This window comes from Lysobacter korlensis, assembly GCF_042434515.1.
In genome coordinates, this window is record NZ_JBHLTG010000004.1 from 404,177 (window position 1) to 420,032 (window position 15,856).

9 protein-coding genes and 1 tRNA gene are annotated in these 15,856 nt (G+C 63.8%); 6 read left to right on the top strand and 4 right to left on the bottom strand.

Going from position 1 to position 15,856, the window contains the following annotated elements; genetic code table 11:
• Positions 1–50: 50 nt before the first annotated feature.
• Positions 51–142: transfer RNA gene (locus ACFFGH_RS18335), tRNA-Sec, on the bottom strand.
• Between the two features lie 1,089 nt (positions 143–1,231).
• Between ACFFGH_RS18335 and ACFFGH_RS18340 the strand changes: the two genes are divergently transcribed.
• From ACFFGH_RS18340 to ACFFGH_RS18350, 3 genes are read left to right on the top strand one after another with little or no spacing between them, the layout of a single operon-like run.
• Positions 1,232–2,737 (top strand): ATP-binding protein, encoded by a 1,506-nt coding sequence (locus tag ACFFGH_RS18340; protein ID WP_386670903.1) that lies wholly within the window; start codon positions 1,232–1,234, stop codon positions 2,735–2,737.
• A 2-nt stretch (positions 2,738–2,739) separates the two neighbouring features.
• Entirely contained in the window at positions 2,740–3,714 is a 975-nt protein-coding gene (locus ACFFGH_RS18345) for a PD-(D/E)XK motif protein (RefSeq protein WP_386670905.1), read from the top strand.
• Positions 3,704–6,718 carry a Z1 domain-containing protein gene (locus ACFFGH_RS18350; RefSeq protein ID WP_386670907.1) on the top strand — a complete coding sequence of 1,005 codons (3,015 nt, stop codon included), beginning with the start codon at positions 3,704–3,706 and terminating at the stop codon, positions 6,716–6,718. The genes ACFFGH_RS18345 and ACFFGH_RS18350 overlap by 11 nt, the downstream gene beginning before the upstream one ends.
• A gap of 322 nt (positions 6,719–7,040) precedes the next feature.
• On the opposite strand, the gene ACFFGH_RS18355 is transcribed toward ACFFGH_RS18350, so the two are convergent.
• From ACFFGH_RS18355 to dcm, 3 genes are all read right to left on the bottom strand, one after another.
• Positions 7,041–8,366 (bottom strand): type II restriction endonuclease, encoded by a 1,326-nt coding sequence (locus tag ACFFGH_RS18355; RefSeq protein ID WP_386670909.1) that lies wholly within the window; start codon positions 8,364–8,366, stop codon positions 7,041–7,043.
• A gap of 183 nt (positions 8,367–8,549) precedes the next feature.
• Positions 8,550–8,999 (bottom strand): very short patch repair endonuclease, encoded by a 450-nt coding sequence (locus ACFFGH_RS18360; protein WP_386670911.1) that lies wholly within the window; start codon positions 8,997–8,999, stop codon positions 8,550–8,552.
• 3 nt (positions 9,000–9,002) lie between these two features.
• Positions 9,003–10,241 carry a DNA (cytosine-5-)-methyltransferase gene (gene dcm, locus ACFFGH_RS18365; RefSeq protein ID WP_386670913.1) on the bottom strand — a complete coding sequence of 413 codons (1,239 nt, stop codon included), beginning with the start codon at positions 10,239–10,241 and terminating at the stop codon, positions 9,003–9,005.
• A 242-nt stretch (positions 10,242–10,483) separates the two neighbouring features.
• Here dcm and ACFFGH_RS18370 point away from each other — a divergent pair, with 242 nt between their 5' ends.
• The 3 genes from ACFFGH_RS18370 to ACFFGH_RS18380 all read left to right on the top strand — a co-directional run bounded on the left by ACFFGH_RS18370 (position 10,484) and on the right by ACFFGH_RS18380 (position 15,576).
• Complete coding sequence (locus ACFFGH_RS18370) at positions 10,484–10,882, top strand: hypothetical protein (RefSeq protein ID WP_386670915.1); 399 nt, start codon at positions 10,484–10,486, stop codon at positions 10,880–10,882.
• 747 nt (positions 10,883–11,629) lie between these two features.
• Entirely contained in the window at positions 11,630–13,864 is a 2,235-nt protein-coding gene (locus tag ACFFGH_RS18375) for a hypothetical protein (protein ID WP_386670916.1), read from the top strand.
• Complete coding sequence (locus ACFFGH_RS18380) at positions 13,864–15,576, top strand: LeoA/HP0731 family dynamin-like GTPase (RefSeq protein ID WP_386670918.1); 1,713 nt, start codon at positions 13,864–13,866, stop codon at positions 15,574–15,576. Before ACFFGH_RS18375 ends, ACFFGH_RS18380 begins: the two co-directional genes overlap by 1 nt.
• Positions 15,577–15,856 lie beyond the last annotated feature (280 nt).

Genomic DNA, 15,856 nt, shown 5'->3' on the forward strand with positions numbered 1-15,856 from the left:
GGGCGGGGCCGTAAGGACATCGAACTACCACGTGGTACGGGTCAGGACGGCGGAGAGATGCCGGAATCGAACCGGCCCGCAAGACGCCGTCCCGCGCCACGGTTTTGAAGACCGCGAGCCACACCTGTGACTGGATCTCTCCTTGGAGGCAACCCCGCAAACGCCACCCGTTGAGCGACAGGCGACGGGTCTCCGCTAACTCAATTACGGTACCAGTATCTCCGGCTGGGTTGAGACGTCAAGTGTGTCCCAACGTGCCCCAGAGGGCGTACCGAGACGCAATGATCCCGACACCGCCTGCTGGCCGTCGCGCATGCACCCTAGGCGCTTAGCCAATGGATGAACAATGCTAATAGCGCCGCACACCTTGCGGGGCATGATGCAGCTGAAGCAGGCCGAGCCTTAGCCAGGCCCCCGCCAGGAGAAAGTCTGCCTCGGCCCTAGTCGTTCGGATCAGGGTCGTCCATTGAGGCCACCTGCCACGTCGTGTGGAGAAAAACGCACGATCTTCAACTCCTCGCGGCGCGAGCGACGGCGCAAGGCCACCCGCCGCAGCTCTACATCGGGCGGCGCCGGCCCAAACATGTAGCGCAGAAAGGGGCCGGATGTCCTTGCCGCCATCCTTGGCACGGAACGTCAGCTGCCCTCCGCGCGCAGCCCTGTGGCGTGCAGAAACCTCGAGGCGGCTTTTCACATGGCCCTGGATCAGGTCGCGGATACCACAGCTGAGGTGGCCTTCTCCAAGGCGGCGATTACAAAGTTGTGTGGGCACTCCGAAGGGCCAAGCGGGAGCGTATCGAGGGTCGGCAGACCGTGCCTCAAGAGTTCGTGACCAAACTGTGCGTGCGCCGATGCCGATGCATCACGGTTCCAGTCGGGGCTGACCAGCCTGACGGCGCCGACCAGCCTAGGTCCGCTTCCGACCCGATGCAGACGTGCCCCGGATGTTGGGGCCTCGGGCTAGCGGTACTCCAGCACTGCGTGTGCTGTGCTCGTCAGGCGCTTCAGGGCGGCCAAGGGCCGGACGCAAGCCGCGCCCACGCAGCCGGGCCTCACTCGGATAGCGCACGATCGCGGGTGCTGTGCATCGCCGATGCCAGATACGGTTGGCACGCTGGACGATCCATACCCGTACCCATGCGCCGCCTAGGTAAGGGTCCGTTATTCTCGGATAGGCTGCGCACATACAGGGGAGGGACACGCAGCAACGTCCCCTAGGGAAGGAATCGAGATGAATCAAGTTGCAGGCGAACCGGTCGAGGGTGACGTCTCACTGCCGCCGAACCCCGAGCAACTTATGCTCGCGCTTCGACAGATCGGCTACTCCTTTGAGCAGGCGATCTCTGATCTAGTCGACAACTGCATCAACGCCGAAGCCAGACGGGTGCTGATCCGCTTCGAGTACGACCGGAAGTCGATCCGCAAGGTGCTGGTAGTCGACGACGGTCGGGGTATGACGCCGCGTCGGCTTACCGAAGCCATGCGGTTCGGCGCACACGAGGACGGCCAAGAGCATTCGCTCGGGAAGTTCGGTATGGGACTGAAGCTCGCTTCGTTCAGCCATGCCAAGACCCTGTCCGTCTACACACGCGCCGGTGGCACCGCGTCAGGCCGCCGCTGGACGGCTGAAGGCGTGGGCCGCAACTGGATCTGTCACGGCATTCCGGAGGACGACGTCCAGGCGGTTATTGCGGCGCCGTATCTGGACCTCGACCTGCGCCGCTGCGGCACCGTGATTGAGTGGGACCGCATTGACCGGCTAGTTCCGGGACGCAATGGCACCCGGGCCACGATCGACAATCTGACCTCTCGCCTGCGCGTGCACCTCGGTCTGCACTTCCACCGGTTCATCGAACGCGGCACGCTTTCGGTGAGCGTGGATGCACATGAGGTCGGCCAGTCGGTGCCCGACCAAGCGACGCGGATCGCGGCCTTCAATCCCTTCGGCTACGACCGAGTGGGGGACCCGAACTTCCCGCAGACGTTCGACGTGCGGATAGCCGGTGTCGGCGCCGTGCACGCGAACGCCCACATCTGGCCGCCCAACAGCAAGTCGCCGGAGTACAAGCTTGGCAACCGTGCGGCTTCGCGGCAGGGCTTCTACTTCTACCGCAATGACCGTCTCATCCAAGCCGGCGGATGGAACGGGGTGGTCGAAAGCGAGACCGAGCCGCACACCTCGCTCGCCCGCGTCGCCATCGACCTGCCACAGACCCTCGATGACCACTTCGGACTGAATGTCCAGAAGTCCGGGGTGAACGTCCCGGCCGGCTTCGTCGATGCGGTGCAGGGCAGCGAATCGCTGACCGGCATGTCGTTTCCGAAGTTCCGGCAGCGCGCGGCCGCGGTGTACCGGCAGAAGGACGAGCGCGTCCAGAAGGAGTACCCGTTCGTTCCCGGGGGCAGCATCCCGGCCGAACTCGCGCGCAGGGCCCAGGAGCTGATCGGCGGCGGTGGGAAGACCCGCGAGGTCGAGATCGTCTGGGACGATCTTGATGACGGCCGCATCTTCGATATCGACACGAGCGACGGGCGCACGCTGCGCATCGACCGCCGTGTGCGCAGGAAGCTGCTGGGCGGACGCAAGGGCACCGCGACCGACCTGCCGGTGTTCAAGACGCTGATATTCCTGCTGGTCGAGGCCGAGTTCGACAAGGCACGCCTGTCGGCGCAGGGGCGTCGCCGCGTGGAGCTGCTGAACGAGCTCATCTCGCTCGCACTGCGCCACGAGGCCTGAGGATGGATGCCACCCTGCCGGAATGGCACCTGCTGCGCGGGAACTACATCGACACGGCGACCCCGATGGACCACATCGTCGTGGCGTCGCCGGAGTTGCGGATCTTCCATGACCCGGACCGCAGCGCACTCGGCGTCCGGCTCCGGCTGGATCGTCCCCGCACGTGGTCGCGGGCCGCCGCGATGCGCCATATCTCGACTCGGGTGCTCGTCGCCTCTGGCGTCCACTACGCCGAGCTGTACACCACGCTGCCCGAACTGCATCGTGCCGTATATGCGCTAGTGCAGGACGTGGTGGCCCGGCTGCACGAGGGCGAGCGCGACTGCCTGCGGGCGATGGAGCTGAGCCTTGCGGACTTCGAGGCGCTGGTCGCCCGCAGCGTGCAGCTCTCGCGCGAGCGCGTCGTGGGACTACACGGCGAGCTCATGGTGCTCGAACTGCTTCTCGATGCCGGACATGACGCGATCGCCGCGTGGGTCGGCCCGCGCCGGCAGCCCCACGACTTCCGCCTGAACGGGTTCGAGCTCGAGGTGAAGACGACGCTCGCGAACGAGCGGCGTCACACGATCCACGGACTCAACCAGCTCACGCCGTCCCCGGGCAATACCTTGGACCTCGTGAGCGTGCGCATCGCGCCCCCGGGCGCATCGGGCGGTGCGAGCCTCGACGATCGCGTCGCCGCGCTCCGCCGCCGCCTCGCGCACGATCCCGCCACGCTGTCGGCGTTCGAGGCATCCCTCCAAGCCTCCGGCCATGAAGCCGGACATCCCGAATGTGCGGTGCCCTATGCGGCCGCCGCCCCGGTGCAGGCCATCCGCATCGGCACCGACTTTCCGTGCATCAGCCACGCGTGGCTGGCCGAGGCCCTCGGGGTCCCCGCGACCGGACGCGTCGCCGGTGTGAACCTGACCCTCCAGCTGGAAGGTCTCGGGCGACCCTTCGAAGCGCTCGACTATGGAGCAGCAGATGATCAGTGAACACGAACAGCGCGGCGCCGCGAAGGCCCTGCAGGCCCTTCTCACCGCGCTCGGCGTGACCGGGCCGCGCCCGTTCGGCAGGCGACTGCGCGACGAGATCGAGGAAGCCGACTTCACGGGCGACGTCGAGGGTGCGATCGCGCATGTGATGGACGCGATCCGCGGCAGCGACCCGAACGCGCTCCCGCACGCGCTGTTCGCCCGCGCACTGCGCGAGTGGGATGCCGCCACGGACACCGACTGGGACAGCGGGACGGAGCGGCTCTCCCAGGAGCGTCGGGATCTCATCCTGCGCAAGCTCGCGCTCGATGAGGACACCATCGCCGCGGTCGAGCGGAGCATTCCGATCGCACGCAAGTTCGACCAAGCAATCGTGATCGCGGACTCCCACCAGGAGTGGTACACGGACAGCCGCAAGTGGAAGCACCGGTTCTACTGGCCGCGCTACCAGAAGTACCTCGAGACCCAGGCCGGCTGGGACGAGGAGGGCATACGTGCGCTCGACCATGCGACCGACCAGGTCATCCGCCGCCTCTCCGATCCCGAGCGCAAGGATGCCCACGCAGTCCGCGGACTGGTGGTGGGCTACGTGCAGAGCGGCAAGACCGCCAACTTCACCGCCGTGGTCGCCAAGGCGATCGATGCGGGCTACCGCGTCGTGATCGTGCTGGCGGGCGTGCTCGACAGCCTACGTCTGCAGACCCAGCGGCGCCTGGACAAGGAGCTCGTCGGCCAGGAGCAGATCAACCGGGACAAGGCCTCCTACCTGCCCGACGAGTACGTGGGTGACCAGGACTGGGACCGCTTCGTCCGCTATGGCGGCATGCCGAGCGAACACGGCGCATGCAACCTGCGCCGCATCACCACGTCGCGGTCGGACTACAAGGGTCTGGGGCAGGGCAAGGACGTGCTGCGCCTCGAGAAGCTGTTCGCGGACCGGGCGGCCAACCATCCCGACAACCTGCACCCCGCCGCCGCACGCATTATCATCATCAAGAAGAACTCGCACGTCATCCGCAAGCTGATCAGCGACTTCCGCGAGCTCGGGGTCGGGCTGGACGACATGCCGGTCCTGATCATCGACGACGAGTCCGACCAGGCATCGGTGAACACCATCAACCCCAGCCGCGGGCGTCGCCGGAAGATGAGCGAGCGCGAGGCGCGCGAGGCCGCTCAGGCCGAGGCCGAGCGCACCTCCACCAACCGCGCGATCGTCGACCTGCTCGGGATGTTCCCGCGGTCGCAGTACATCGGATACACCGCCACGCCGGCGGCGAATGCCCTGATCAACCCGGAAGACTCGCGCGACCTGTTCCCGCGCGACTTCATCGAGCTGCTGCCGCGTCCGCAGAACTACATGGGCATCGCGGACTTCCACGACTTCGACGAGGGCTTCAATCCCCTCCATGACGAGGAGGTGGAGCAGCTCGGTGTCCGCTCGAACCGCAAGGCCTTCGTGCGCAAGGTGGAGAACCACGATGACGACACGATGTTCCGCCAGGCGCTGGATGCCTACTTCCTCGCGGGTGCGATCAAGCTGTTCCGACACGCGCGTGATCCCGGGTCAGTGAACGTCCGCCACCACACGATGCTCGTACACCGTGGTGCCCAGCGGGTGGTCCACGAGGACGACCGCAGGCGCGTGTGCGAGCTGCTCGGGGCGAACGCGTACTCGCAGGAGTCCGCCAAGCGCAGGCTGTGGAAGCTGTGGGAGGAGGATTTCCGCGAGGTCAGCGAGGTGCGCGAGCCGGATCTCGCGCGGCCGGAGTCGTATGCGGACCTCCACGGCTTTATGGTCGAGGCGATCGACAGGTTCCAGCGCAACGCCAAGCAGGTGCTGATCGTCAACGGCGACAACGAGTACAAGGATGACATGCCGGATTTCGATCGCGAGGATGTGTGGAACATCCTCGTCGGCGGCGCCAAGCTCTCGCGCGGCTACACCGTCGAAGGCCTGACCACCACGTACTTCGTGCGCAAGGCAGCGGCAGGCGACACGCTCATGCAGATGGGTCGCTGGTTCGGTTTCCGCCGCGGCTACCGGGACCTCGTCCGCCTCTACGTCGGCACCCAGGTGCCCGCGGGCAAGGCGTCGGCCGGGAAGGATGGCATGGCCAAGCCGGCCAAGACGGCCGACCTCTACGAGATGTTCGAGTCGATCTGCATGGACGAGGAGCGCTTCCGGCGCCGGATCGCGATGTACTCGCGCGATGGCATCCGGCCCATCCAGGTGCCGCCGCTCGTTCCGATGGGCATGCTGGTGCCCACGCAGCGCAACAAGATGTACAACGCCGAGATCCAGATGGAGAACTTCGGCGGGCGCCACGCCGAGTCGGGCCGCGTAACCTTCAAGCCCACGGAACGCGCGGAGAATGTGGACAGGCTCGCCTCACTGGTGGAGGGCGCGCCGGCCCACACCGTGAACCTCACCGGTCGTGCGGCGGATGGAACACAGCGCTCGCTCAACGGGCGCCTGTACACGCTCGGCGCGGACCGCTTCCTCGGGTTTCTCGAGCGCTATGCGTGGGGCACACCCGAAAGCCAGTTCGCGAATGTCATCAGCTTCCTCAAGGGCACGGGCGCGGACTCGCCGGGGGTGGACCAGTGGCTGCTGCTCATGCTCACCAAGCCCAGCGCGAAGAGCCACTGGGCGTTCGACGGCTTCGACCACGGGGCCTTCGAGCGCAGTGTGCTCAACGGACGGTTCAAGGTGTTCTCGGAAAAGCGCCACCGTGACATCGCCGACCATCTCACCGGCATCTCGTGCCTGCCGGTGGCCGATGCCGCGCTGGACGCCCTGTGCGCGCCGCGCCAAGCCGTGGCGCTGCTCTACCCGACAGTGCGCAAGGGCGACGGCGTGAAGGCGAAGGTGGCGGACCGGGAGATCACGCTCGGCCTGGATCTGGCGTTCCCACCCAATTCGATCCGCCAGCGCATGAACTGGCGGGTCCGTGACACATCGCCAAGCGCCGGTGCGTTCGTCGATACCCCTGTCCCGACCTGACGGGCGGGTGTGCATGCATCACCCATGTGCGCGGCCCATGGACTGCTGCAGGTGCAGGACCTCTGACCCGGCGCAGCCCATGTGCCAACTGTAGGGAGTGGACACAGGGGTCAGAGTCTAGTTCTGCCTAATCTGCTCTTGATCGAAGCCGCGTGCAGCCCGAAGACGTCGGGTTCATCTCCTGCGAGAAGCGGGGGCGGGTTCATTTCTTCGGAAACTAGACCTGTCCTCTCAACGTCTTGCAGCTCACGTGGCAGGCTGCGTGGCCGCTTTAACGTCTAAGGGTGAGTCTGGCGTCGTCCGCCATCCTTATGGCGTTAGCCTAGAGCGGCAGAATCAGCGACGGCCGCTTGGACCTGACCTCAATTTCGAAGAACTCAGTGAAGGTGATGACGTTCGAGTTGCCGTCGTAGGCCGATTCATTTGCCTTCTTCAGCGACTCCGGAACCACAAGCGAGATGGCGTTCCTGCCCATTTCATCGATCGCCTCGCTGGATATGCGGTCATCGACGGTTGCCAGAAAGATGGCTCCGAACGGCTTTTCCAAAGCCAGCTGCTTCCACCGCTCGCGGAGGGTGGTTTTTAGGGAAACGATTACTGCATCCCCGTTCGCGTTGAGTTCACTCACATCCGGCAGGACAAAATCCGGACGCCTGCCGCCAAAGACAGCCTGAGCCTCGTGGTGCACCCGGCCATCTCGGAAAAGTCTCTCCACGTGGTGCTCGAAGGAAAGACCTGCCCGGCTTTTTCGAGTTTGTGCCGCGCTCAGGAAGATTGCGTCCAATTCGGCAAAGCCGCGGACGAGATTGACAATGGGGTCGCCCCCGCTGGAAACAAGAATTCGGGCTACTTGTGCGGCGCGGAAGCGCAGCTCTGCCTGCTTGTAAATGGCGTACTCGATATCCCGGCTAATGCGCATAACGGCGTCGCCCGGATTGCGAATCGAGAAAGGGTTCATGTCGCGTCCACCGTTCTCGCTCAGCCACTTCGCCTGCGCTTGGCTCGCGAGAGTTGCTGGAGGTGGCATCGCCTGAGTCTTTATGAACCGCTCTAGCGTTCCGTCCTTGATTGCCTGCACCAGATCGCCGATGAGTTGATCGGTGACAGATGTCTGAGCTGCCGGGAGGGCGGGATCGAACAGACCGTAATGGAAGTCTGCATCAAGCTGAAAGGCGGTCTCGACGATCTCTGCTTCTTGGCTTACTGAATCAACGACCACGAACCAGTAACCAGCACCGGATACGTCCTCTTCGAGCTTGCCTACCAAGAGCAAGGATGCCGGCGACAGCGCCTTGAACTGCTCCTTTGGTATCCCCGTGTGTTGCCACTCGTACCTCGGCTTAGCATTCGCTTTGCCGGGGTTGCGCAGCGAGAAGTATTTGATGGTCGAGTTTCTGACTTCACCTGACGCTGGCCAAAACGTCGGATATTCGACATCAAAGATGTGCGGCTTGTCCGGATTGGAGTTTTTCAGTTGCGGAAAGAAGTCCGACTCAGCGATGGGGCGGGGAATGAAGAATCCGTTCTGGTGGCCGTTGCTGGCACTGTCGGCCCAAGCCGCATCGTTGCGGGCCAGCTTCTTGATGAAGAGTCGTCGGCTGCGCGAGATCCAAGCCGAAATCTCGTTCCATTCAGGGTGGAAGCCCATCGTTGTTCCCCTTCTCTATTCCTAGGCGTGGCACTTAGAGGCGGCTCGTTCAACTCGCAAGCTTAGATTACCGGCACGCACCCGCGAACTCCTCCCAGCAGCTGCCTGACCTTTGCGTCACGCCTACCCTCTCTCGACTGTTTGGGGCGGGAGGGATGACAGCAGCCTGACTTGGCGAAGGCGTCACTTTGGCGCGTTCGAGACGATCCTGTTTGCAAGGGCGCCGATAGCATCCGCTTTCACGTCGGCGTTTTGTCCGCGGAGCTGGCACTCCCATATCGTCTCGATGTTCCATCCGAGCGCGCGCAATTCCGCTTCTTTGCGAGCGTCGCGCGCCTGATTGGCCGCAATCTTGGCCTCCCAAAAGTCCGTACGTGTCTTCGGTAGACGGAACAGATGGCAGCAGTGTCTGTGCCAGAAGCACCCGTGCACGAAGACCACCGTGCGGAACTTTGGCAGCACGACGTCGGGTCGCCCGGGTAGCTTGGACCCGTCAACCTGATAGGTATCGCCCAATCGGAAGCGGAAGCCTAGTGCGTGTAGTCCACGCCTGACCTCCAGCTCGATCTTCGTGTCTTTTCCTTTGACCCGCGACATCAGCGCGGAGCGCTGCTCCGGGCTGATGATGTCCATGGATCAGGCGACCTTGCGGTCCACTACCCCGGCTTCGCCGATGCGGTCCAGCAGAGGCACGATGAGCTCGGCCACAGCACCGATTACCGGTACGACGACCGAGTTGCCGAACTGCTTGTAGGCGCGCGTATCCGAGACGGGAATCCGGAACGTATCCGGATAGCCCATCAGGCGGGCGCACTCGCGCGGCGTCAGGCGACGCGGATTCTTCTTCTTTCCCTGGTCGACAAGGATCTCGGATCCGTCCTTGTAGTACCGGGCGGAAAGAGTGCGGCAGGTGTCCTTTTTCGTGACCAGCCCGAAGCCGAAGCCGTTGCCCTTCTCCCGGTGCTTGGTGGCGTAGTTCTGCAGGTATTCCCAGAGCTTGTCCGACAGGGTGTAGCAGTCGCGGACCTTGCCCTTGGGCCCCTCGAGATAGTTCGGATCCACCGTCTCGGACCCGTCCTGCGGATGCAGGATGGACGCGAGCTTCGGGCCGGCCTCGATCGGAGGCAAGTGCAGGTCGTCCCAGCTGAAAGGTACGGGCTCGCGGAAGCCCACGATGATGATGCGCTCGCGGTGCTGCGGCACGAAGTGCTTGCCGTTGATGACCTTCGTGTGGACGGTGTAGCCGAGCTCGTTCTGCAGCACGTCGATGATCGTGGAGAACGTGCGCCCCTTGTCATGGCTGACGAGGTTCTTCACGTTCTCCAGCAGGAACGCCTTCGGGCGCTTGGCCGCGATGATGCGCGCCACGTCGAAGAACAGCGTGCCCTGCGTCTTGTCGGCGAAGCCGTGCGGGCGGCCTAGCGCGTTCTTCTTGGAAACGCCGGCGATCGAGAAGGGCTGGCAGGGAAAGCCGGCGAGCAGGACGTCGTGGTCCGGCACGTCGTTCTCGTGCACCTGCGTGATGTCGCCGGCGAAGACGTGTCCCGGGCCATCGTGGAAGTTGGCCGCGTAGGTCTTCTGCGCGTAGGTGTCCCATTCACTCGTGAAGACGCAGCGGCCGCCGAGCTTTTCGAACGGAATACGCAATCCGCCGATGCCGGCGAACAGGTCGATGAAGCGGAAGGTGCCCGGATCGGTCGGCGCCTCGCCCAGTGGAAGCAGGCGCTGTCGGATGGCGTCGGCGACATACGCCGGCGGCTCGGTCTCGCGGATCTTCCAGCGGCGCACGGTCTTGGGATCGACCTCCAGCACCTTCGCGACCTCCTTGGGAGAGTAGCGCTTGAGGGCGAGATCGATCAGTTCGTACGCGTCCATGGGGGCTCCGGGAAGAATAGGGACAGTATGTCCAGAGTTGTCCCAGCGGAAAAGACTTTCCATCGGGAAATGTCGTATGCCGGCGCCGGAAAACTGCCTTCTGATGGGGCGGGCTGGACTGACCTGTTCAGTCTCGTTGGAGGCGTCTCAGAACCTGCGACTGCAGGGACGCGCTGTTTGTCTTCCCGGACGCTGGTGACACAGCCAGAATCGGCGCCCGGCAACGGTTAAAGAGAGATCGGATGCATCCGGAGCACAATTCATCGTCCCTGTCCCGACGCGACGAGCGTCAGGCTGAGGTCCATGCCTGGTGTGTGGCCGCGTTCGGTGACCACGACGCGTGGTCCATACCGCAGCGCGGCCTGCGGCTGGCGGAGGAGGTGATCGAAACGGCGCAGGTCTGTGGCTGCGATGCCGCGATGCTGCACCGGCTGATTGACCATGTATATGCGAAGCCCGTAGGCAAACTGGATCAGGAACTGGGCGGACTCAGTGTGACGCTACTGGCGCTCGCCGAAGCTGCAGGACTGAGTGCCGATAAGGCGGAGATGGCAGAGATCGAACGTGTCAAAGCGAAGCCGCTCGAGCACTTCGCCACGCGTAACGCCGCCAAGAAGAAGGCAGGCTTCGAGACGCCCTGACGGGGACATGGGCGCACTCACGTCACGAAGCCTACGCGCTAGGCCGGCAGCAGGCCGACTCAAGCATGACGCGTGCTGGCTTCATATGTCGGGTCCAATCAGCTTGCAGCAGACGCGCAGCCCCGTAGCGCAACCATCATGTGATGGCTTAGCTAGCGGCTTCGCCAAAGAGCAAGGGCCTCAGTAAGTAGCCGACGGCTCCTCTTCTCAATCTCAGTGGCTGTCCACTGCTGCTGGTTTGCAATCGTTTTGTAAGTTAGCCACTAAGGGCGCAGTCGGTGCAATGCGTTGCACGACAGGAACGCTGAGATCAGGCTGCATCTGGTCCTAGAGGCTGCCCCTATGTGCATGTAGCCGACCAATGCCCCTAATCCGTTCGGACCGCCGCTCACGGCAGCCGAATCCGCACGACACCTACTTATCGGGCGGCAGCATTGATGAGTACGCCGTTGACCGGCGCGGCCAGCACGACGGCTTACCGCAGGCCTCTCACACCGGCCTCCCCGAGGCTCGCTACTGAAGCGTTAGGTCGCTCTGATGCGCATTCGTCTCCGGGGCGCTAGCTGAGGGACTTCAAGCTCTACGCCGAAGCCGGGGCCTTAGGCTACTCGTCAGGACGCGCAGGAGCGCGATCCCGGCACGCGAGCGAGAATGTTTCTTAAACGTTCCGCCCCAAAACCCAGCCACAGTCACACTTCACGCGCTCTTCACGTTTCAGAATGGTGAGCCTTGAAGTGATGAAGACGCATGGCGACACGGTCTCTGAAGCATCCCCAGGCGGTCACGGCAGCGCCCGGGGCAGACGAAGCACGGCATGTCTATTCAGCAGCTGCAGGTGAGATCGAGCGCATCCTGGGGCACCTGGGCGAGGCCTCCGCTGACGAGGAGGTGGCGCAGGCAAAGCACAGCGCTATTGAGTCGCTGCGGCCTACGCAAGACCGGCTACAGCACGAGCTTTCTGCGCTCGAAGCTGACACGGATTGGAAGACGTTCACCATCGCGTTCTATGGCGAAACGAACGCCGGGAAGTCCACTCTGATCGAATCCCTGCGCATTGCGCTCGGCGAGCCGACAAAGATGGCATCGCAGACGCGCTTCCGCGAGTTGCAGGATCAAGAAGGCCTGACGCCAGAGAAGATCGACGCGGCCGCGCAGGCGGTCACGGAGGCTGGCGCGGTCCGGGCGCAACGTGAGGCCGAGCGTTCGGCGCTCCAACACGTCGACGCTGCGAGCGCAGATTCCGAGCGGGCAGCCGTCGCTGAGTTGGAGGCCGTGATCGCACGCAATCGTGCGCAGGCCTCCGTATGGACGAAGATCATCTTCCTGTTCCGGCCGATGCCGGAGCTGCGGCAGCTGGCCGACCTGCAAAAGCGCCACGCCGCAGAAGCGACCTCCCGCGCGGAAGCACGTGCGCGCGCTGGCCGGGCGGTCGACGAGGCTCAGCGGGACGAAGAACGCGCCAAGAACGCGCTGGCACGCCGTCAGGCAGCATTGGCGGAGCTGGCCGCGTATGCCGATGGCGGCATCATCGGCAACGGCCAGTCTGACTTCACCCTAGAGGCCACTTCGTATGCCTTCAGCGCCAGTGGCCAGCCGTTCGCCCTCATCGACGTGCCGGGCATTGAAGGCAAGGAAGCGCGCGTCATGGAGGCGATCCTCAGTTCCGTGCGAAAGGCGCACGCCGTTTTCTATGTAACGGATAAGCCGGCACCCCCACAAAAGGGCCAGCCGGGCAACCCCGGCACGCTCGAGAAGATCAAGGGGCATCTGGCGGCGCATACGGAGGTATGGACCGTTTACAACAAGCGCGCCACCAATCCGGCGGCCCTCGCGGACGCGTTGCTCAATGACGACGAGAAGCTGTCCCTCGACGGCCTCGACACCACGATGCGCAGCGAACTCGGTGATGCGTACCAGCGCACGGTCGGCGTGAGCGCGAAACCGGCGTTCTATGGTGTGGCCACCTGCCTTGTGCCCGGCTCGCCCGACGAGCGCGGCCAGGCGAAGTTTCTGGCGCGGATCGACCGGGCCGGGCTGCTGCAACGGTCGAACCTCGCGGGATTCCGCCACCTGCTCGAGGGTGACCTCGTCCGTGGTCACGAGCGAAAGATCCGGCGTTCGAACTTCAACAAGGCGCTCAAGGTCGTCGAAGAGGCGCAAGCGGCGCTCGAGGGCATCCAGAAGAAGTTAGTGCCGATGGAAAAGAAGCTGCACGAGCGCACCGAAGACGCGCGCCTGCAGATTCGAAGCGCCACAAATAAGCTGCGCACGCGACTCGACACGCAGGTGCAAGGCAGCGTCGACGAGTTCGCCACTCGCGTGCGGGAGGCGATCTACGCGCGCATCAAGAGCGATATCGACAACGACACCTTCAAGCAGGCGCTCGAGGCCGCCTTCGCCGCAGAACAGGCTTGGCTCGAGGAGCAATTGCCGGCTCGCTTTGAAGCGGAGCTGACGCGTTTGCAGAAGCAGATCGCTGATGTCGTGTCGCGTCTCGAGGAACAGACTCAGGAGCTGGCCGCCCTGTTCGCGGTGGTGGACGTGGGGGGCTCGGGCCGCGGATTCGAGCTCAAACTGGATCTTGATAGCGGCCTGAAGGTAGGCGCCCTGGTCAGCACACTGGTAGGCGCAGCATTGCTCTGGTGGAATCCGGCTGGCTGGGTAATTGTCGCCCTTGGCGCCTTCACCGCGGTCATCAGCCTCTACAAAGCGGTCCGCGGCTTCTTCAGTTCCGACTACCGTAAAGGTCAGCAGCGCAAGGCTGCTGACGAGAATATCGACCGCGTCGTTGAACAGATGCGCAGCTCGCTGGGGGATAACCTCAAGGACGGCCTCCCGGCGCTCGAGCAAAAAGTGGATGAGATCGACGAGGCGCTGGGACGCCCAGTGGCCGAACTCCGCTCACTCAATGCGTCGCTCCGCCGGTCGCTTAAGGCGCTCGAGGAACTGTCCGGTTCCATTAAGGCTCAAGGGGAAAAGTAATGAAGCAGACATTAGGGGCGTTCAACGAACGCCGCTCTGAGGTGCTGGGTGTGCTCGCTCAGCTCGACGCGTTCGTTTCCGGTGCAGACGCCGTAGGCATAAAGATCGACGAATCATTGCGGACGAAGCTGCGCAATGCGATCGGCCAGGTGGCGGCCGACAAACTCAAAGTGGTGCTGGTGGGCGGCTTCTCCGAGGGCAAGACCTCTATCGCTGCGGCTTGGATGGAGCGCCTCGAAAACGGCAGCATGAACATCAGCCACCAAGAGTCGTCCAACGCCGTCGCCGTGTACGACGGGGGGCAGGACTTCGAGCTCGTGGATACGCCAGGGCTGTTTGGATTCAAGGAAAAGTGCAGCGCCAGTTCCGGCGAGGTGGAGAAGTACAAGGACATCACGCGAAAGTACGTGAGCGAGGCGCACCTCGTGCTCTATGTCATGGGTCCGGCAAATCCAGTCAAAGAGAGCCACCGCGAAGAGCTTGAATGGCTGTTTCGCACGCTCAACCTCCTGCCGCGCACGGTATTCGTGCTCGGACGTTTCGACGAGGTCGCCGACGTCGAGGATCCGGAAGAGTACGCGCAGCAGCTGGCCATCAAGCGCGAGAATGTCACGCAGCGACTTAGGCAGCTGATCGGCCTCAGCGAGGCCGAGGAAGCCGAGCTGTCGATCGTGGCGGTGGCAGCAAACCCGTTCGACAAGGGCATGGGCCACTGGCTCAAGCACCTGGATGTGTTCCGAGAGCTCTCGCACATTGGAACGCTCCAGGCGGCCACGTCAGAGAAGGTCGCAGCTAACGGCGGCGCGCTGGCAATCGTCGAGGAGACCCGCACCTCCATCGCTCGCGATGTGCTCGCAAAACAGCTGCCCGTAGCGGTCGAGAACGACGAGCGCATCGGGCAGGAAGTCGCGCGACTAGAAACGATGACCGGCCGGCTGCAGAAGCAATTGGGCATGGTCTCCAGTGAGGTGAGTGAAGCGCGGTCCGCGCTGCAGGAATTTGTACTGCGGTACTTCGCCGATCTCATCCTGCAGGCGCAGGGGGCCACGCTAGAGTCGTTCAACCAGTTCTTCGAGCGGGAGGTCGGCCCGGGGGGCATCGTGGTCTCGACGCGCCTGCAGAACGAGTTCGAGCGCCAGTTGCGCGCTGTGAACCTCGAGATCCAGCGTATGTCGGTGGATATCAACGCGGAGGTCGACCACTTCAATACTGCCGTGGGGGCACTTGGCAAGCAGGGGCTCAGCTACCTTTTGAAAAACAACGTCATCAACAACACCAGTGTGCTGGCCGCGCGCGATGGCCTTGCGTCGGCCGCGAAATTCGTGGGGTTCGATATTGGCTCGATGCTCAAGTTCAAGCCTTGGGGGGCTACCAAACTCGCCAACGGGCTCAACGGCGTCCTGTCGGTCGTCGGCTTGGGGCTCGAGGTGTGGGACAGCTGGGAGCAGGCCAAGCGGGAAGAGGCATTTGCGAAGGCAATCGCCGAGATGGTGAAGAACTTCAATGGACAGCGGGAGGAGCTGGTCCAGCTGTTGCGCAGCGAAGGCTTCGTCGAACGGTTCTTCCCTGACTATGGGGAGCTCGAGGGGCGCATTGCGGAGGTAAATCAGGCGATGGAGGCAGGGCGCCGAAACCGGGAAGCCTTCAGGAAGTGGCGCCAGATGGGGGAGGCGATCGACGCCGAGTTCTCAGTAGTGGAAATGGCCGCCTGAACTCCAAGCCCGTGGGCAGGCACGCAGTGCGTGCCCACGCTCGGCTGGTACCTCGCTCATACGCATCCCGTCGTCGGTCACCGGGAGTCGCAGTCAGGCAGGCGAACGCACCCGGCCGGCATGATTTTCAGCGAGAGGCAGCGCGGACAGCAAGGGGCCGGGGCAGCATCTGCCGGAGCTTCCACATGAATACGTGTCTGCAGGCACTAGAAGGAGCCCGCGATCACTCCGGTCATCAGGTCCTCGTTCTGGAGTTTGGGTGGTCGAGTGGAACTCGGAT